This window comes from Paragemmobacter straminiformis, assembly GCF_014243445.1.
Lineage (GTDB): Bacteria > Pseudomonadota > Alphaproteobacteria > Rhodobacterales > Rhodobacteraceae > Paragemmobacter > Paragemmobacter straminiformis.
This window is the reverse complement of sequence record NZ_JACLQD010000001.1, coordinates 744555-763970: the sequence shown is the minus strand read 5'-3', so window position 1 is coordinate 763970 and position 19416 is coordinate 744555. Positions and strand designations below refer to the sequence as shown.

14 protein-coding genes are annotated in these 19416 nt (G+C 65.6%); 6 read left to right on the top strand and 8 right to left on the bottom strand.

All coding sequences use genetic code 11. The features are described 5' to 3' along the window. Nucleotides 1-14: 14 nt before the first annotated feature. Together H7F16_RS03535 and H7F16_RS03530 are read right to left on the bottom strand one after the other, a co-directional pair. Nucleotides 15-1052: an Ldh family oxidoreductase gene (locus H7F16_RS03535; protein WP_185796149.1), complete on the bottom strand. Its 1038-nt coding sequence runs from the start codon at nt 1050-1052 to the stop codon at nt 15-17. Between the two features lie 12 nt (nt 1053-1064). Further along, nucleotides 1065-1703: a helix-turn-helix domain-containing protein gene (locus tag H7F16_RS03530; protein WP_185796148.1), complete on the bottom strand. Its 639-nt coding sequence runs from the start codon at nt 1701-1703 to the stop codon at nt 1065-1067. 178 nt (nt 1704-1881) lie between these two features. Here H7F16_RS03530 and lhpI point away from each other — a divergent pair, with 178 nt between their 5' ends. After that, the gene (gene lhpI, locus H7F16_RS03525; protein ID WP_185796147.1) at nt 1882-3567 is read left to right on the top strand and encodes a cis-3-hydroxy-L-proline dehydratase; all 1686 of its coding nucleotides are present in this window, start codon (nt 1882-1884) and stop codon (nt 3565-3567) included. A 52-nt stretch (nt 3568-3619) separates the two neighbouring features. Here lhpI and torT read toward each other — a convergent pair whose 3' ends face one another. Next, nucleotides 3620-4780 carry a TMAO reductase system periplasmic protein TorT gene (gene torT / locus H7F16_RS03520; protein WP_241741167.1) on the bottom strand — a complete coding sequence of 387 codons (1161 nt, stop codon included), beginning with the start codon at nt 4778-4780 and terminating at the stop codon, nt 3620-3622. On the opposite strand from torT, the gene H7F16_RS03515 reads away from it, so the two are divergent. Continuing rightward, nucleotides 4769-7657 carry an ATP-binding protein gene (locus tag H7F16_RS03515; protein ID WP_185796146.1) on the top strand — a complete coding sequence of 963 codons (2889 nt, stop codon included), beginning with the start codon at nt 4769-4771 and terminating at the stop codon, nt 7655-7657. The genes torT and H7F16_RS03515 overlap by 12 nt on opposite strands. Here the strand turns inward: H7F16_RS03515 and H7F16_RS03510 are convergent. Continuing rightward, a complete protein-coding gene (locus tag H7F16_RS03510; RefSeq protein WP_185796145.1) occupies nt 7638-8342 on the bottom strand; it encodes a response regulator in 705 nt (234 codons plus the stop codon). The genes H7F16_RS03515 and H7F16_RS03510 overlap by 20 nt on opposite strands. A gap of 187 nt (nt 8343-8529) precedes the next feature. On the opposite strand from H7F16_RS03510, the gene H7F16_RS03505 reads away from it, so the two are divergent. The 3 genes from H7F16_RS03505 to H7F16_RS03495 all read left to right on the top strand — a co-directional run bounded on the left by H7F16_RS03505 (nt 8530) and on the right by H7F16_RS03495 (nt 12563). Beyond that, nucleotides 8530-9474, top strand: a complete 945-nt coding sequence (locus tag H7F16_RS03505) for an ABC transporter substrate-binding protein (RefSeq protein WP_185796144.1) — start codon at nt 8530-8532, stop codon at nt 9472-9474. A gap of 96 nt (nt 9475-9570) precedes the next feature. After that, entirely contained in the window at nt 9571-10605 is a 1035-nt protein-coding gene (locus H7F16_RS03500; protein WP_241741164.1) for a quaternary amine ABC transporter ATP-binding protein, read from the top strand. After that, nucleotides 10602-12563 (top strand): ABC transporter permease, encoded by a 1962-nt coding sequence (locus H7F16_RS03495; RefSeq protein ID WP_185796143.1) that lies wholly within the window; start codon nt 10602-10604, stop codon nt 12561-12563. Before H7F16_RS03500 ends, H7F16_RS03495 begins: the two co-directional genes overlap by 4 nt. A gap of 25 nt (nt 12564-12588) precedes the next feature. Here H7F16_RS03495 and H7F16_RS03490 read toward each other — a convergent pair whose 3' ends face one another. Both H7F16_RS03490 and H7F16_RS19810 read right to left on the bottom strand, forming a co-directional pair. Beyond that, complete coding sequence (locus H7F16_RS03490) at nt 12589-13542, bottom strand: GNAT family N-acetyltransferase (RefSeq protein WP_185796142.1); 954 nt, start codon at nt 13540-13542, stop codon at nt 12589-12591. 221 nt (nt 13543-13763) lie between these two features. Then, the gene (locus H7F16_RS19810) at nt 13764-16433 is read right to left on the bottom strand and encodes a response regulator (RefSeq protein WP_185796141.1); all 2670 of its coding nucleotides are present in this window, start codon (nt 16431-16433) and stop codon (nt 13764-13766) included. 133 nt (nt 16434-16566) lie between these two features. Between H7F16_RS19810 and H7F16_RS03480 the strand changes: the two genes are divergently transcribed. Beyond that, entirely contained in the window at nt 16567-17409 is an 843-nt protein-coding gene (locus H7F16_RS03480; RefSeq protein WP_185796140.1) for a transporter substrate-binding domain-containing protein, read from the top strand. A 46-nt stretch (nt 17410-17455) separates the two neighbouring features. On the opposite strand, the gene H7F16_RS03475 is transcribed toward H7F16_RS03480, so the two are convergent. Further along, the gene (locus tag H7F16_RS03475; RefSeq protein WP_185796139.1) at nt 17456-18982 is read right to left on the bottom strand and encodes a response regulator; all 1527 of its coding nucleotides are present in this window, start codon (nt 18980-18982) and stop codon (nt 17456-17458) included. Further along, the gene (locus H7F16_RS03470) at nt 18979-19338 is read right to left on the bottom strand and encodes an Hpt domain-containing protein (RefSeq protein ID WP_185796138.1); all 360 of its coding nucleotides are present in this window, start codon (nt 19336-19338) and stop codon (nt 18979-18981) included. The genes H7F16_RS03475 and H7F16_RS03470 overlap by 4 nt, the downstream gene beginning before the upstream one ends. Between the last annotated feature and the right edge of the window lie 78 nt (nt 19339-19416).

Below are 19416 nucleotides of genomic sequence, written 5' to 3'. Positions count from 1 at the left end.
CGGGTGTTTCCGTTTCAGGCATCGACCGCCGCAAGGCCAAGCTCGGCAAGCCGGTCGAGCTGGCGGAATTCGGCCTCGGTCAGCGCGATGCCTTCGGCCTCGGCCCGCGCGCGCGCGGCAAAGCGCCGTTGTGACGGCAGGCGCGCGCCTTGGTCCGCGATGGCCGTGAACAGGCGCTCGCCTTCGGCGATGGGGTCGCGGCCGGTCTGCGCCGCAAAGCGTGCCGGATCGAAGGCAAGGATCAGCGCCCCGTGGCGCGGCAAAAGATTTGTGCCGCCCATGAAGGCATAGGCTTCCGCGCTCATGAATTCGCCAAGCATCGCGCCCGCCATCAGCTCGATCATCGTCGAGATGGCCGAACCCTTGTGCCCGCCGAAGGGCAGCATCGCCCCCCCGAGCGCCTCGGCCGCGTCGGTCGTCGGCTTGCCCGATGCATCGATGGCCCAGCCTTCGGGAATGGGCTTGCCAGCGCGGCGGTGCAACTCGATCTCGCCCCGCGCGACGACGCTGGTGGCAAAGTCGAAGACATAGGGATGCGGCCCCTTGCGCGGATAGGCAAAGGCAAAGGGGTTGGTGCCCAGAAGTGGCGCGGCCCCGCCGCTTGGCGCGACCGAGGAATAGCTCGGGCACATCGACAGCGCGGCCAGCCCCTCGCGCGCCAGTTCCTCGACCTCGTACCAGAGCGCCGAGAAATGCAGGCAATCGCGGATCACAAGGGCGGCAAGGCCGAAGCTCCGCGTGCGGTCGACAAGGGCGGTCTTGGCCTCCTCGAAGGCGGGGCAGGCAAAGCCGCCTGCCGCGTCGATCTGCAGGATCGGACCCGCACCTTCAAGCAGGCGCGGAACGGCGTCGGGAACGACCTTGCCCGCCTTGAGCACGCGCAGACAGCCCTCGATCCGGTAGATGCCGTGCGATTTGCAATTGTCCCGCTCGCCCGCGACGATCACGCGCGACATGGCCTGTGCGGTTTCGGGGCGGATGCCTGCCTGTGCAAAGATACCCGTGACCTTGGTTTCAAGGTCGGCGATCGAGATGGTTCTGGCTTGGGTCATTCTACTTCGTGTTCATCTGGTAAAGGCGTCGTCGGTCGAGGTCCAGAAAATCCGGGTCTCGGTGTCGTCCAGCGCGCGGATCGCGTGTTTCAGGGTGCTGTCGTAATAGGCGCAATCGCCAACGCCCAATTCGACCGGCGCGTAATGCTCGACCTGCAATTCGACGCGGCCGGACAGAACGTAGATGCATTCCTCGCCGTCATGGGCGCCAAGATCCTTGGGGCCGAGTTTGCCGCGCCGGTCGATCGTGGCGACAAGCGGAATGATCTTCTTTTCCGACAGTGCGGTGCAAAGCACCTCGTATTCATAAGACGCGGTGCGCACCTTGCCGCCGGTGCCCGCGCGCGTCACGGTCATGCGGGTCTTGGCGGTGTTGGTGCCATCCTCGGCCGAAAGCAGACGCTCGATCCCCACGCCATAGCCACGCGCCACCCGCACCAGATTTTCGTAACTGGGAGAGACGCGGCCGTTTTCGATCTTGTGGATGGTCGAAAGGGCAAGGCCGGTCCGTATCGCCGCGCCTTCGAGGGTCAGTCCGCAATCCTGCCGCAGGGCTTTCATCCGCTGGCCAAGGTCGGCGCGCAGTTTCTCGCGCTCTTCGGCCCAATTCGCATCTTCTACAGTGTCTTGCCCGGTACTTTCTTGGTCCATTGACCAACCCTCGATTTTCACATCGTTCACAGTTTTTTCTTTTATTACCACATCTGCTACACTATGCATAAGGCATCGCCCCACGCAACGACAGATGTTTTAGCAGCTTTGCGGGAAAACGGGGTAACGGCGCAACTCTTCAGGGTTCCGCAACGGATGTTGTTTCAGGGAGATCAAGGTGGGAAAACTCATCGTTCCGGCAAATGTCGGGGGGCCGGTTCTTGTTTGCACCGAGGGGTTGAGTTTCTGGGGCGGGGTCGATGCGCGCTCCGGCGTGATCGTCGATGCCCACCACCCCCAGCAGGGCGAGGCTTTGGGCGGGCGCGTCGTGCTGATGCCGACCAGCCGCGGGTCCTGCACGGGAAGCGGCGTGCTGTTGGGGCTGACCTTCGCCGGAAACGCACCGGCCGCGCTGATCTTCCGCGAGAACGAGGATATCCTGACCCTCGGGGCGGTCATCGCGGACCGCATGTTCGGCAACCATGTTGCCGTGGTGCGTCTGGATGCGGCGGAATTCGCGGCCGTCGGGCGGGCCGCAACGGTCAGCATCACCGACGGGGTGCTGACGGCGGGCGAAACGCGCATCGTGCTTGATCCTGTCTCTGCCGATGCGCTCGAACTGTCCGAAGCCGACCGCGCCGTTCTGCAAGGGCAGTCGGGTGCCGCGCCGAAACTGGCGATGGAGACGATCTGCACGATGGCGGCGGCACAGGGTGCGACCCGGCTGACCGATGTGACCCGCGTGCATATCGACGGCTGCATCTATGCCAGCCCCGCCTTCCTGACCTTTGCACGGCGCATGGCCGACATGGGCGCAAGGGTGAAGGTGCCCACCACGATGAACGCCATATCCGTCGATCACGCCAACTGGCGCAGCCAGGGCGTGGCCGAAGATTTCGGTGACCCCGCCAGCAAGCTTGCCGATGCCTATGTCGAGATGGGTGCAAGACCCAGCTTCACCTGCGCGCCCTATCTCTTTGCCGACAGGCCCGCCAAGGGCGAGGATATCGCCTGGGCTGAATCGAACGCCGTGATCTATGCCAACAGCATTCTGGGGGCGCGCACCGTCAAACTGCCCGACTTTCTTGACCTTTGCATCGCCCTGACCGGCCGCGCGCCGCGTTCGGGCGTCTATCTGGCCGAAAACCGCGCGCCGCAGCGGATCGTCGAGGTGGCCTGTCCTGCCGGTGCCGACGATGCCTTCTGGCCGATGCTGGGCTGGCTGGCAGGTCAGGCCGCGCCCGACTGCATTCCCCTGATCCGCGGGCTCGAAGGCGCGACCCCCTCGGATGACGACCTCAAGGCGCTTTGTGCTGCCTTCGGAACGACCTCGGCCTCGCCCATGCTGCATGTCGCGGGGATCACGCCCGAATCCGATCTGCCCGTGGCCGCCGGTGCCACGACCGTCAGGATCGGCCCCGACGACTTCCGCCGCCTTTGGGCCATGTTCAACGCCGCTCCGGCTGCGGTCGACCTTGTCGCGCTGGGCAGCCCGCATTTCTCGGCCGAGGAATGCCGCGCCTTCGATGCCGCACTTGCCGGTCGCCATCCAAAGCCGGGCGTGGCCACGATCATCACGCTGGGCCGCGAGACGCTGGCCGCCATCGGGGCCGACGGAACCGCGCAGCGTCTGACCGGGGCAGGGGTGCGGCTGGTGCCCGACCTGTGCTGGTGTTCGATTTCCGAACCGGTCTTTCCGCCCGAGGCACGGGTGCTGATGACGAACTCGGGCAAATATGCCCATTACGCGCCCGGCCTGTGCCAGCGCGAGGTGCGTTTCGGCAATCTTGCGATGTGCGCCGACGCGGCCTGCACGGGGCAGGCGGCGATAGCGCCTCCGGCATGGATCGGCACGGCAGGCTAGGCGCGCGCGCGGGCTGGTCTGCGGGCGGGCGCAGGAACGGCGGCCTGCGGGCCTACCTGCCCGCGGGCTGCGAGAAGATGGGCGCGAAACTTGCGGGGGCAAGCGAGCCTTCGGCCCCGATCCGGTCGATCGTCGCCGCATCGACCACCACGATGGCCGGACCCGCATGGCGCACCGTCAGGCTGCCTTCCAGCGCGCGCACCGCCATTTCGACCGACAGTTTTCCCTGCAAGGCCGCGAAATCGGTCGGCGCCGCAAGGATGCGTCCCCGCTTGATGCCGCGATAGACCGCATGGCTCATATAGGTCGAGACGACCTGCACGCTGTCCGACAGACCCCGCGCGCGCAGGATCGACACGGCCGCTTCCGCCATCGGGCCGCTGCCGACCAGATAGTCGATCTGCGGAACCTCGTCCAAGACATCCTCGACCAGCAGCACCTGCTGTTCCAGCCCCGTGTCCCCGAAGCGCGTGGCCACGATCTGGGCCGAGCTTTGCGCGATTTCGGCGCGGAATCCCTCTTCGACGAACCGCACCCAGCCCGCGCCCTTCGGGCCCGGAAACCATGCGATCCGCACGGGCGTGCTGCCCTTGGGGTGGCGGGCCGAGATCACCCGCCCGGCGGCGGCCCCCATCTCGCGCCACGGCACGCTGGCCTTGGCGGTGATGCCGGTATCGTCGATGTCGTTGACCGAGGCGATCACCGGCTTCTTCGCGGCGATGGCCGCCACCGTCGGCGTCAGCCCGTCATAGGACACCGCCCCGAGGATCACGGCATCAAAGGCATCCGACGCGCAGCCCTGCAACTGCTCGATCTGGCGCGACAGGTTGGGATAGCCGCCCGCCTCGAACACGTCGAAGGCCACGCCTAGCTTGCGCGCCTCGACCACCATTCCGTAATTCACGCTCAGCCAGTAGGCGTCCTTGAGATGCGGATAAAGCACGCACAGCCGCCACGGGCGGCTTGCGCGGGCCAGCGGGACGTAATCGACGGGAACACCCGCGCTCGTATCGTCAAAGGCCACCGCCCGCTCTTGCAGGGGCCAGACCTCCTGTGCCGCCGCCGGTCCGCCCAGAATCCGCACCGGCATAAGCACCAGCACCGGCATAAGCACCAGCACCGCAGCCAGCCTCCGCATCACCGTCAACTCGCTTCCCACATGCCCCGCTTTCGATGTTAGCCTGTCCCTGCGGTCCTCCGCATGCAGGAGCAAGCTTTGCGAAACTTCGTCCACAAGTCGAGTCTCGGTGGCAGGCTCATGCTTGCCATCCTTGTGATCGCGGGGTTTCCGGCGGCGACCGGTATCCTTGGCTGGTTCGAATTGCAGGATGTCGCGCGCAACCAGTCGCGCGTGGTGACCGAAGCCATCCCCGCCATTTCGCAAGTGCGCGGCGTGGCCGAGGAGACCAGCCGCGTCGTCGCCGTAGCCCCCGAACTTGCCGCCGTGACCGACGAGGACCAGCGGGTCGAACGCGCGGCCTATCTGTTCCGTCAGGTCGACGCCCTGCACGACCGCCTTGCAAGCACGCCGCGCAGCGCCGCCCCAGCCAATGCCGCCCCGGCCGAGGCGCTTGCCGCCGAAGCCCGCATGCGCAAGGCGATCACCTCGCTCGACGCGCTGGTGCGCCAGCGCATCCGCGTCACGGCGCAGCGCGATGCCACCTTGCAACGGGGCCTCGACGCGACGGTCGAACTGACCGGCATCGCGGATACCTTGGTGGCCAATGCTGAGATGGGCACCTCGGCGGTGATCTCGAACCTCTACGATCTCGAAACCGAATCCCCCGGCGACCGTCAGGCGCGCTTCGATGCGCTGGACCGGCTGATCGAGGTCGATCTGTTCCAGCTTGGCCTGATGTTCGAACTGCGCGCCCATGCCTCGGAAATCGGGCTGCTCTTGAACCGCATCGTCGCGGCAAAGGCCCAGACCGACCTTGGCGCATTGCGGGCCGAGCTTGACGAAAGGGTGCGCGTCGTGACCCGCCGCATCCTCTCGGTCAACGATCCGCGCCGCGCCGACCGGGCGCTCGAACTGTTGCGCGTGGTCAATTCCGGCGGCGCCAGCCCGCCCGAGGTGAGCGGCCTTTTCGAACTGACGGCCCGCAACCTCGATCTGACCGCCCGCATCGCCGATGCGGAAACCGATGTGCGGGTGGCAGCCCTCGGGCTCGAGCAAAGCGCCGCCGCCCTTGCCGACGAGATCGAGGACCGCGCCGTCGATGCCGGACGCGCCGCCGAACAGGCCATCCGCGCCACGCAACAGCTTTACGCGGCCTCGTCGGTGCTGGCGCTCGTGCTGTCGCTTGCCGTGCTGTGGTTCTATGTGCGCGGCAACCTGATCCGCCGTCTGAACGCGCTTTCCGCGACGATGACACGGCTTGCGACCGGCAACCTTGGCGCGGCGGTCGTGCCCAAGGGCGATGACGAAATCGCCCGCATGGAAGGCGCGGTCGAGGTGTTCCGCCGCGAGGCCATCACCAACCGCGAATACGAAGCCGAACGCGAACGCTACCTGACCGAATTGCAGGCCCATCGCAGCGACCTGCAACGCCTTGTCGCCGAACAGACCGAACAGTTGCGCGGCGAGGTGGCCGCCCATGATGCCGCCCGCGACCGCGCCGAAGCGGCAGATCGCGCCAAGTCCGAATTCCTTGCGATGATGAGCCACGAGATCCGCACCGCGATGAACGGCGTGCTGGGCATGTTGCGCAGCCTTGCCCGCGACGGCCTGACCGAAGCGCAGGGCGCGCGGCTGAACGCGGCGCTCGGGTCGGGCAAGGGGCTCATGGGCATCCTGAACAGCATTCTCGACTATTCGAAACTCGACAGCGGCAATGCCAGCCTCGAGGCCGTGCCCTTCCGGCTTGACAGTGCGATCCGCGACATCGCCTTGCTGATGGCTCCGGTGGCCGAGGAAAAGGGGCTGGCCCTGCGGGTCGTCCTGCCCGAAACGCCGCAACAGCCGCTTCTGGGCGATATGGACAAGCTGCGCCAGATCCTCTTCAACCTCATCTCGAATGCCGCGAAATTCACCGACAGCGGCAGCATCACGTTGCGGGTGACCGATGTGTCGGGCGAAGGGCCGCGCCGCTATGCCTTTGCGGTCGAGGATACGGGACGCGGCATCGCCCCCGATGCGCTGGAACGGGTCTTTGCCCCCTTCCAGCAGGAAACCACCCAGACCGCCCGCACCTATGGCGGCACGGGTCTGGGCCTGACCATCTCGCGCCGCCTGGCCGAGGTGATGGGCGGCACGCTGACGGCGCAATCGGTGCCGGGGCAGGGGGCGGTCTTTACCCTGACCTTGCCCTTTGCCCTCTCCGCGCAGGACGAGGGGGGCACCGATGCCGCCCCGCTTCCCGCCCTGCGCGGCCTGCGCGTGCTGGTGGTCGAGGACCATCCCGTCAACCGCAGCGTCGTCGAGGCCTATCTCGACGCGCTGGGGCATCGCTGGAAAACGGTTCCCACGGGCGAAGAGGCCGTGGCGCTGGTCGCGGCCGAAGCCTTCGATGCGGTTCTGATGGATGTCAGCCTGCCCGGCATATCGGGGATCGAAGCCACCCGCCGCATCCGCGCCCTGCCGGGTTCACCGCAGGCTGCGCATCTGCCGGTGATCGGCTGTTCGGCCCATGTCCAGCCCGAGGATGTGGCCGCCTGCCTTGCCGCCGGAATGCGCGAGGTCGTCGCAAAGCCGATCACGCCCGAAGAGCTGAAGGCCAGTCTCGAACGGCATTGCCCCCCGCATGTCGCGGCGGCGGTGCGCACCACGCTGCAAGACCTTGGTCATGGCCGCACCCGTGACCTGCTGGTCCTCATGCTCGACCGCCTGCCTGCCGAAACCGAAGCGGTGATTGCGGCGGCCCGTGCGGGCGACCTGCCCGCGATGGCGCGGCGGGCGCACCAGTTGAAGGGGGCGGCGGGCAACTTCGACCTGCCCGAACTGGTCGGGCATCTCGACGGGCTGTCGCGCGGCGCGGCACCTTCGGCAGCCGGCCTTGCCACGCTGTCACGGCTTGCCACGGCGGCCGAGGCCGAGTTGCGCGCGGCGCTCCGGTCGCTGTCGGACGCGCCTAGCCAAGCGGCGCAGTGAACACATAGCCTTCGCCATGCGAGGTGCCGAAGATGCGCGGCACCTTGGGGTCGTCGCCCAGCTTTGCGCGCAGCCGCTTGACCATCACATCCACGGTGCGCGTGTTGGTGCCGTTCTGACGGTGGGTGATCGTGGCAAGCAGGCGGTCGCGGTCCATCACCACACCCGGATTCAGCACAAAGGCCCGCAGCAATTCGTATTCGCCGCGCGTCAGCTGGATCGTCGCGCCTTCGGCATCGGTGATGTGGCGCGCCGCCGTGTCGAAGGTGTAGCCCGCGAAATGCACCACCCGCCGGGCGAGTTGCCGCATCGCCGCCGTGCGCCGCAACAGGTTCTTGATCCGCGCCAGCAATTCGCGCCGGTTGAAGGGCTTGCAGACGTAGTCGTCGGCCCCCAGCTCCAGCCCCACGATCCGGTCGACGTCATCGGTGCGTCCCGACAAAAGGATGATCCCGATTTCCGACCGCGCCCGCTGTTCGCGGGTGATCTCCAGCCCGTCCTTGCCGGTCAGGTTGATGTCGACGATCAAAAGGTCGGGGTTTTCCAGTGCCAGCACCCGCTCGGCGCTTTCGGCGCTGGCGCATTCGGTCACGCGGTAGCCGAAGGATTCGAGGTATCCGGCCAAGGCGGTGCGCGTCACCGGCTCGTCCTCGATCACCACGATATGGGCCGGTCTGATGGTCATGGGCGCACTTTCACCGAACTGACGGCCGGATCTTGTTAACATCCTGTCACATCTTTCTCCAAGCCATTCATCTACGGGGTCTGACGCGTTCACAACTGCTGCCTAAGTTTTCTCTCAGGAAAGGTTGTGACTTTCCGTGAAAAAAGCACGCGCTTCACAGGGCGCGGCACAACAGGGATCGAAAACCATGCAAAGACAGACGCGCCTGCTTCTTACCGCCGCTTCTTTCGCGCTCGGCGCGGGAATGGCCCAAGCCGAGGATTCGACCGACCCGATCACCATTCCCATCCACAACTGGTCCAGCCAGATCGTCATGAGCAATGTCGTCGGCCAGATGTTCGAATCCGAAGGGCTTGCCGTCGAATACGTCTCGACCGACAGTCAGGCCGTCTATGAAGCTGTGCGTCTGGGCGATGCCACGCTGGAACTGGAAGTCTGGGAAGGCGCATTCGGCGCATCTTTCCGCGCCGCCGTCGAAAAGGGCGGGATCGTCGATGTCGCCACCCACAACGCCATCACCCGCGAGGACTGGTGGTATCCGTCATGGACCAAAGAGGCCTGCCCCGGCCTGCCCGACTGGAAGGCGCTGAACGATTGCGCCGCCAAATTCGCAACTCCGGAAACCGGCGACAAGGGCCGTTTCCTTGGCGGTCCGGTGGACTGGCTCAAGCATGACCAGGAAAAGGTCGATGCGCTGGGCATGAACTTCGTCGTGGTCAACGCAGGGTCGGCGGCGGCACTTTGGGCCGAAATCGCCGCAGCGGAAAAGACCAAGACGCCGATCGTGGTGTTCAACTGGACCCCGAACTTTGCCGAAGCCGTCTGGCCGGGCGAATTCGTGGAATTCCCCGCATGGGAAGAAGGCTGCGACAAGGACCCCGCCGTCGGTCCGGTTCCGGACAAGACCTATGATTGCGGCAACCCCGCCAACGGCTACCTGAAGATCGCCGCATGGGACGGCATGGCCGAAAAATGGCCCAAAGCCTATGCCACCTTGCAAAAGGTAAGCTTCACCAACCCGCAGATCGCGGAAATGGCCAAGCTCGTCGATGTCGACGGCATGGAGCCCGAGGATGCCGCGGCCAAGTGGCTGGCCGACAACGAGGCCGTCTGGAAAACCTGGGTCGAGTGACCCCTGACCGAACGAACCCCGGGTCGCCCGTCGGGCGGCCCGTCCCCGACTGTCCACCCGGTTCGCGCCGGGTGGTTTTTCCAACGGAGCCCCGCCTTGACCGATACGGACAGCGTCATTTCCTGCCATAACCTCTGGAAGGTGTTCGGACCGGGCCAGATGCCCGAACTGAACGAACGGACGACCACGCAGGACTTGCAGGCCGGCGGCCACATCGCCGCGGTGCGCAACGTATCCCTGTCCATCAAGCGCGGCGAGATGCTGGTGGTCATGGGCCTGTCGGGTTCGGGCAAGTCGACGCTGGTGCGCTGCCTTGCCCGCCTGATCGACGCGACAAGCGGCGCCGTGATGGTCGAGGGCCGCGATCTCGGCGCGATGACCGAAGCGCAACTGATCGACCTGCGCCGCCGCAAGATGGGCATGGTGTTCCAGTCCTTCGGCCTGTTGCCCCACCGCACCGCGCTTGAGAACGTGGCCTTTCCGCTGGAAATGCGCGGACAGGACCGCGCGTCGCGCATCGCCCGCGCGACCGAGATGCTGTCCCTCGTCGGCCTCAAGGGGCGCGAGGGCTATTTCCCGCGCGAACTCTCGGGCGGGCAGCAACAGCGCGTCGGCATCGCGCGCTCGCTGGCGGTAGAGCCCGACATCTGGTTTCTGGACGAACCCTTCTCGGCGCTCGACCCGCTGATCCGGCGCGAGATGCAGGACGAATTCCTGCGGCTCAAGGCAATGGTCGCCAAGACCATCGTTTTCATCACCCATGACTTCGACGAGGCGATCCGTCTGGCCGACCGCATCGCCATCATGAAGGACGGCATGGTCGAACAATGCGACACGCCCGAACGGATCGTGATGGCCCCCGCTACCCCCTATGTCGCCAAATTCACATCGGCGGTTGACCGGTCGCGCGTGGTGCGGGCGGGGGCGCTGTCGCGCCCCGTGAACGGGCGCAGCGTCGAGGGCGATGCCCTTGCGGCAAATGCCACCCTGCACCAGATCGCGCGGATCATCGCCTGCGACCCGCGCGACTTCATCCCGGTCCGCGCGGCCGACGGTTCGGTCGGGTTGATGGACCGCGCCGAGGCGCTCGACATCCTTCTTGGCCCCGACCTTCCGGAGACCGCGGCATGACCGCAGCCGCACTCTCGCCCGCCCCGGCCAGTTTCGACCGCCGCCGCACCGCGCAGGCGCTTTTGCTGCTGGCCGCCCTTTTGGCCACGGGTCGCAACATCCTGCCCGAAGCCTTGCTGCGCCCGCCCGAGGCGCTGGTCATTCCCTTTGCCGCATGGATCAACGCGGCCTTCGCCTTTGCCCGCGACGACCTTGGCCTGATGGCGCTGACCCGCGCCTTTTCCGACCTCGTCGAATTCGGGCTCGATGTCACGGCCAACCTGCTTTACGGCAAGGCGCGTTGGCCCCGCCTTGGCCCGATCCCGTGGGTGGTGATCGCGGCGACCGCCGCGACGCTGGGCCATGCCCTGGGCGGGCGCCGCCTTGCCGCGTTCGCCGGAGGCACCTTTGTCTGGATCGCCGTCATGGGCCAATGGCAATGGGCGATGGAAACCCTGTCCGTCATCGTGGTGGCGGCCCCGCTTTCGGTGCTTCTGGGGCTGGCGCTCGGCACGCTCGCATGGCGCTTTTCGGTCGCCGAGCGCGTGCTGAACCCGCTTTTGAACATCGCGCAGTCACTGCCGCATTTCGCCTATATGATTCCGGTCGTGGTTTTCATCGGCATCGGTCCGAAAGCCGGTGCCATCGTCACCATCATCTTCTCGGTCCCGCCGATGATCCGCCTGACGCTGCTCGGCCTGCGCGCCGTTCCGCCCGAGATCATCGAAAGCGGCAAGATGTCGGGGGCCACGCGCTGGCAGTTGATGACCCGCGTGCGCCTGCCCGCCGCGCGGACCGAGATTCTGATCGGGGTCAACCAGGTCATTATGCAAAGCCTTGCCATGGTGGTTCTGGCCTCGTTCATCGGAATGCCGGGGCTGGGGCAAAAGCTTCTGCAACTGTTGCAGGCCCTCAAGATCGGCCTGTCCTTCGAAATCGGGACGACCATCGTCCTTCTGGCGATCCTGCTCGACCGCATGTCCAAGGCGGCGGCGCACCGCCAGCCGGTCCACCACGCCGCCGGCGCCACCTTTCGCCAGCGCCATCCGCATCTGCTGGCATGGCTCGCGCTGACCGCGATCGGCTTTGCCCTGTCGGCACTGCACCCCTATTTCACCGAGGTCGAGCGCAAGCAGGCCCTCAGCCTTGCGGGGCCTGTCGATGCGGGTGTCGATGTGCTGCTGACGGTGGTGGCACCGCTGGCCGACTGGCTGCGCTGGTTCCTGATAACATGGGTGCTGATCCCGCTGCGCGATGCGTTCCTGTGGCTGCCCGCCAGCGCCGTTCTGGTCTTTGTCGCGGGCATCGGCTGGCGGGTGGGGGGCCGGCGTTCGGCGCTGGTCTGTCTGGCCTTTGCCTTGCCCATCGCGCTGTCGGGCTGGTGGGACCGCGCCATGATCACCGTCTACATGGTCACGGTCTCGGTGACGCTTGCCCTGCTGATCGGGCTGCCACTTGGCCTGATCGCCGCAGCCCGCCCCAAACGCGCCGCGCGGATGCTGCTGGTCTGCGACACGCTCCAGACCTTCCCCAGCTTCATCTACCTGATCCCCGTCATCATGCTGTTCGGCGTCAACGACGTGGCCGTGATCGCTGCGGTCGTGGTTTTCGCCACGGTGCCGATCCTGCGCTACACGGTCGAGGGGCTGCGCTCGGTCCCGCCCGAGCTGGTCGAGGCCGCGCTCATGTCGGGGGCCAATCCGCGCCAGATGCTCTGGCAGGTCAAACTGCCCTTGGCGGTTCCGACGCTGCTGGTCGGGGCGAACCAGTCGATCATGTTCTCGCTGTTCATGGTCATCATCGCGGCCTTCATCGGAACGCAGGACCTCGGGCAGGAAATGCAGCGTGCCCTGTCCTCGGCCGATGTGGGCAAGGGGCTGGTTCTGGGCTTCGCCGTCGCCTTCATCGGTCTGCTTGCCGACCATGTCCTGCTGACATGGTCGCGCAACCGCGTCGAAAGCTTAGGCGCGCGCCGCTGACCGTCGGGCGGCGCGGGCCTGCGCATCAGGCCTTGCGCATCAGGATCCAGTCGTGCCCGTTCACGTGGCCGTTCGCCAGTATCATCGGGCGGCGCATCGTTTCGGAATATCCGTGCCGCTGGTACAGCGCCCGCGCCCCGTAGTTCGAGCTGGCAACGACCAGCGTCAGCCCCTGCTCGGTGCGGCGGCTTTCCGCAAAACGCAGCAAGGCCGACCCGATGCCCTGCCCGCGCGCGCTGTCGACGGTGCAAAGATAGGCCACATGGGCCGTGCCATGCGCCGCACACTCCAGTTCTTCCAGCGGGCCCATGAAGCTGGCCGCGCCCGCATTGCCCGGATTGCTTTGCCTCGGTGGCACGTAAAGCACCATCGCCCCAAGCCCGCCGACCGGCGTCTCGGCGATCCAGCAGTTGCCGTAATGGACGTCGAGCGCGTCGTCCAACATATCGGCACGGCCCTTGTCCCAGGCGCTTTGCCCCTCTGCCGCCGTGCTGCGCCAGATCTCGAGCGGCAGGCCCGCACCTGCGGTGTTGATCAGGCTGAGCAGAATGGGAATGTCGTCGGGCGCGGCCGCGCGCACCGAGATTTGCGGCGCGGCCATCCGCTTCAGGCTTTTCTCGACGCTGGCCGTCAGACGCGATTTCAACAGGTCGAGTTCGAAGTTCTTGGGCAGAAAATCCTCGGCCCCCAGTTCCATCGCCTTGACGACACTGGTCATCGTATCGCTCAGCGCCGAAATGACGATGACCGGAATGTCCTTGGTCCGGGGCTCGGATTTGACCGCTTCCAGCACCTCGAAACCGTCCATGCCGGGCATCATGATATCGAGAAGCACGGTGTCGTAGTCTTGCTCGTTCACCGCCTTCAGCGCGGCAAGACCGTCGGCCACGGCAAAGACCTCGTGCCCCAATGTCCTGACCGCCTTGGTCAGCTTCAGCCGGACCGTGCTTGAATCATCGACAACAAGAATACGGCCCATAGGTCACTATCCCCGATCGGACAAAGAAAGCGCGGTTCCGATAGCCGGTGCCGCCGCACAAGGCATCAAGGTCAATCCCGAAACCCTCACCCGGCGCGTGCGATCTTGTCAAAGATTATTACCGGACGGCTCATTTACGGACGGAATGCTTGGGCATTCATCCAGAACCGCACTGAACCGCACAGAACCGGCGCGGCAGGCCCCGCCCGCGCCCCGCCCGCCTAGACCGGCTTCGCGCGCGCCAGTTGCTGCATCAGCTGGTCAAGGTTCAGCGGCTTTGACAGATAGCCGTCGAACCCCGCCGCCAGATATTTCTCGCGGTCGCCCGTGATCGCATTGGCCGTCAGCGCGACGATGCAGGGCGCCCCATAGGCCGGATCGGCCTTGATGGTCTGGCAGGCCTCGATCCCGTCCATCACCGGCATCTCGATATCCATCAGCACAAGGTCATAGCGCGTGCGGGCAGCGCATTCGAGGGCCTGCGCCCCGTCATTGGCAAGATCGGCCTCATAGCCCAGCCGCTCTAGCACCTTTCGTCCCAGCTTGCGGTTGGTCATGTTGTCATCCGCCAGCAGGATCCGCAGCGGATGAAGCGCCGCGAAACCGGCCACCGATGCGGGGGCCGCCTGTGCGCCCTGCACCCGCTTTTCGCTTTCGTTGCCCAGAACGCGGAAGATCGACGTCTGCAACTGCGACGCCTTGATCGGCTTGGCGAGAACCTCGGCAAAGCCAAGGGCGCGCACCTCGTCGCGATGCGCCTGCGACAGCGGCACAAGCGAGGTGTAAAGGATCAGCGGCAGGGTCCGGCTGTCAGCCCGCGCCCGCAGCATCGCGGCAAAGCCCAGACCGTCGATGTCGGGCATGTTCAGATCGATCACGGCAAGGTCGAAGGCATCTCCCGCCTCAAGCCGCGCCACACCCTCGGCGGGGCCGGATACGACGACCGGCCGCAATCCCCATGACGTGAGCTGCGCTTGCAGCACCTTGCGGTTCACCTCGTTGTCGTCGACCACCAGCACCCTGCGATCCCGAAGGTCTGCCACAACCGGCCCCTCGCCCGTCCGCTTTTCGGGCAAGGCGGCGGCCGAACGCCGCGCGCGGATCACAAAGGCAAAGGTCGCCCCCTCGCCGGGCGGAGAGTCGGCCCAGATGTGCCCGCCCATCAATTCGACCAGACGTTTCGATATCGCCAGCCCAAGCCCCGTTCCGCCATGCTTGCGCGTCGTCGTCGCGTCGAGCTGGCTGAAGGAATGGAACAGCTTGTCCATCTTGTCGGCCGGTATTCCCGGCCCCGAGTCCGCAACCGAAAAGCGCAGCGCGATCTCGTCCGCGTGCAGGGCGGGTTCCGACCGGTCCACCGCGACCCTGACAAAGACATCGCCTTTCTCGGTGAACTTTATCGCGTTGTTCACAAGGTTGATCAGCACCTGCCGCAGCCGCAGCGAATCTCCGATGATCCAGGCGGGAACCTCTGGCTCGATCAGATAGGCAAGGTTCAGCGACTTTTCGGCAGCCCGTCCGGACACAAGGTCTATCGCCCCCTCGACCGTGTCGCGCAGGTCAAAGTCGTGCAGGTCAAGGTCGATCTTGCCCGCTTCGACCTTTGAAAAGTCGAGGATGTCGTTGATGATCCCCAGCAGCGCGTCGGCGCTTTGGTCGATGGTCTTGCAGAAATCGGCCTGTTCCTCGTCCAGCTTGGTGTCGCGCAAAAGCCGCGACATGCCGATGATGCCGTTCATCGGGGTCCGGATCTCGTGGCTCATGGTGGCAAGGAAGGTGCTCTTGGCCTCGTTCGCGGCTTCGGCGACGGCGCGGGCCTTTTCCAGATCGGTTTCGGCCTCTTTGATCGTGCGCACGAAATAGCGCACATTGGCGGCCAGCGCGGAAATCTCGTCCTTGCCATCGGCCAAGGGTGCCAGTTTCGCATCCGATCCGTCGCGGATCGCGTCCCGCAGGGCAACGATGCGCCGGCGGACCGAAAGCTGCATGTAAAGCGCCGTCGCAATGGCCGCCATGATCGACACGGCAGCAAAGATCTTCAGCCAATAGGCCTGCACCGCAAGCCGCTGCTGACCCGTGGCGGTCGCGTCCTTGACCTGTCCGACCACATCGACCGAAACACGCTCGGCCATGTCGACCAGCGTGGCCGACAGCGTCACGTTCTGCGCCAGAAGGTCCCGCACCTTGGCCATCTGCACGATCAGGTCACGCTTGATCGCGATGATCCCCTGCTCGGCGACCAACAGCTCTTGCACCGCCGCTAGGCCGGGCGTGTCAGGGGCCATCTGCGCGATGCTGCGCTTCAGTTCCGCCACCTCCTGGTCCAGCTTCGCCGCGTCCTCCTCGATCAGGAAGGTCAGCACCTGCCCCGAAATCAGGGCCGAGGCCGAACCCGCCCCCGCCTCGACCGGCCCGGACTGCTGCAACATCGCAAGTTTGCCGATTTCCGCGTCGAGTTTCTGGCGCAACGTCGCGCCCTGGAACAAGGTCGTCGCAAGCTGGTCGAGGTTCAGGAACAGCGCCGTCTTGGCGGCATCGATCTTTTCCGTATCCAGCGCCGAGGTCGACGCCAGCAGCCCGATCAGCAGTTGCAGCCGCTCCTGCTCGGAAAAGCTGGTCATCGTGTATTTCAGCAGCGCATCCTGATTGAGCCCCTGCGCATAAAGCGACGGGGCCATGCCCGACAGCGCCTCGGCCCGCTGTTTCAGCTCGTCAGCCAGCAGGATCGCTTCCAGATCCTTCGACACGATGCGGTCGATGGTTCCGCGCAGCTGGGAAAACGAGGAAAGCGCGATGGCGCTGATGACCACCACGACCGAGGACATCAGCAAAAGGCAGATCAGGATCCGCCCCGCGACGCCAAGCCTTTGGCCCTGCGCTTGCCTATCCATCGCGCGGCCCCGCGCAACAAGACAGGTCACACCCCGCATCGGGGCCGGTCGCACGGTCACTGCGCTTGCGACAGGCCCCTGTCTCGGGCAAGGTTCGTAAACAAATGGCCATCCGGCAAAGTGCCGCGACAGCATGGGGGGCAAGAAGGCCGTGACACGTATCCTGCGCCGGTTCGTTACGCTTTGTCTCGCAGCCATCCTTGCGCCGACGGTGCTTGCCGCCGGTCCGGTCCTTGACCGCATCAACGCGGCGGGGGTCATCAAGATCGCGTCCGATCCGGCCTGGCCCCCCTATTCCTGGATTGACGAGACGGGCGCATGGCAGGGCTTCGACGCCTCGGTCGCGGCAGAAGTGGCCAAGCGCCTTGGGGTCAAGGTCGAATTCGTCACCCCCACATGGGATGTGGTCACGGCCGGCAATTGGGGCGGTGCGTGGGATTTGTCGGTGGGCAGCATGTCTCCGACCGGCGACAGGGCCAAGGTTCTGGTCTTTCCGGCGGTCTATTATTACTCGCCGACCGTGCTTGCCGTGCAGCGCGACAACACCACAATCCAGTCGCCGCCCGATGCGACGGGCAAACGCATCGGCGCCCTGAACGGGTCGATCTTCGAGAAATACGTCCTGCAGGAACCGATGGGCATGGCCGACGAACCGCCCCCGGCCTACAAGATCAAGGATGCCGTCGTCGTGCCCTTCGAAACCTCGGAAGAGGCATCCAAAGCCCTGGCCGAAGGCAAATCCATCGACGCGATGGTCGACGACCTGATGTATTTCCTGTTCCTGATCAAGGAAGGCGCGCCGATCAAGGTGGTGGGCCAGCCGCTCTATTACGGCCCCGCCGCGATGGCCATAGAACCCGGCGACCCCGAATTGGAAGAAGCCCTTGCCAAGATCGTCGCGGATATGCAGGCCGATGGCACGCTGTCGGCCCTGTCCGCGAAATGGTTCGGCGTCGACCTGACACAGAAATTCTGACCGCCCCGCCGGCGCGGGGCAGGGCTGTGCCTGCGTGGCGCGCGGGTCAGGCGGTGATCGCTTTGCCAAGTCTTGCCTTCCTCTTGCGCCGGAATTCGACTTCGACGTTGCCCGCCTCGCGCTTGGGGCCGACAAGCAGCAGGCCCGAGACGATCATGACCAGCGCGAACCCCGTCCAGAGCGAGAGCGACTCGCCCAGCAGAAGAACGCTCCAGCCGATCCCCGCCACGGTAACGGCATAGGCGCTCTGGCTGCCGAACACCGCGCCCGCCATCGCGATCAGGCGGATGTAAAGCACCGTGCAAAGCCCGATGCAGAAACCGGTGATCGCCACAAGCAGGTCGCTCAGGCCCGGCTCGGCGGCCAGAACGAAGAAATGCCCGCGCCAAAGGGCAAAGGGCAGCACCAGCACCGCCGACAGCACCAGCACCAGCCCGCTGCTCACAACCGAATCCAGCGTGGGCGGATGCTTCACCGCCAGCAGAATGTCGATCGCGCCGTAAAGGATGGGCACCATCATCGCGATCAGCATCCAGCCCCACCCGTCCAGCGCGCCGCCATCCTCGCGCACCAGCAACAGGGCCAGCACGCCGACCAGCCCCAGCGCAAGGCCGATGAACCGCCGCAGGCTTGGCGCCTCGATCCGCATCACGGCCGCGATGGCAAAGACCGCAAAGCCCTGCATCGCCATGATGATCGACAGGGCAATCCCCGAGACGCGCCCCGCCGCCTCGAACAGCACGACACTGCTGAAGCCGAAGATCAGCGCCCAGACCAGCAGGAACAGGAACTCGGACCAGGTGATGCGCAGGCTCTTGCCCGTCGCCACCGCCCAGCCGCAGCACACCAGCCCGGCCACGAGGTTCGACCAGAAGGTCACGCCAAGCGTCAGCGGGTTCTCGCGGTAGATCATCACCGACAAGGGGACCACCAATCCCCACAGCAGCCCCGAAAGCAGCAGGACCGCGCCGCCCTTCAGTGTGCGGACATTGCGTTGCAGGGCAAGTTCGCGGTCATAGACCTGCGTCGCCATCTCGACAAAGACAGCGGCCAGCCGCCCCGCCGAATCCGGCCGCGCCGCGACCGCTTCCAGCCCGAGGTTGGCGGGGTGGAACTTGCCGCTTTCCATCACCATCGCCGCTTCCGACAGCTTGTCCATCTGCCGCAGGTAGTCGATCTCCGTATCGCGCAGGCGCTTTTTCTCGACGCATGATGCGACACGGGCGCGAAACAGCGTCGGGTCAAAGGGTTTGGGCAGAAAATCCTCGGCCCCCAGCTCGATGGCGGCAACGACCACGTCCAGATTGCCCTCTTGCCCCGAGATCACCAGAACCGGAGTGTTGAGCCGGTCACCCGTTGCCCGCATCTGCCGCAGCACGGCCAGCCCGTCCATCTCGGGCATTTCGATGTCAAGCAGGACCAGATCGAAACTGTCACGCCCCATCAGGTCAAGCGCCTCGCGCCCCGATGCCGCCTCGACCGTCTGGCAGCCCAGCTGTTGCAAAGCCTTGTTCACGATCATCCGCGAGGTGCGGCTGTCGTCGACGACCAGAACCTTGGCTTCGATCGTCATGCCAGCGCCCCGAACTCCGCCGCAAGCGCGCGCAAGGCAGGCTCGACGACCTGCCATTCCGCGCCGACCGTGGCCGCGCGGCGGGCTGCGTCATCGGGTTCCTGCCCGGCGCGCAACTCTTCTTCGATCTCGGCGCAATGCGCCCCCAGTCGGGTCGCGCCAAAGTCGCGGGCGTTCGATTTCAGCGAATGCGCGGTCCGGCGCATCAGCACGAAATCCCGCGCGGCGGCGGCCCCGGCCAGTTGCGCAACCAGAACCGGCCCCTCTTCCAGAAAGGACTCGATCATCTCGATCAGGCTTTCGGGATCGCTTCCGACGGTCTCGTACAGACGGTCGATGGCGCGGCGGTCTATCATGGACTGGTCCTTCGAATTCGCAGGTAAGTCTGAAATCACATCCGCAGGAAACGGAGCAGGCTTTCGACACTACACAAA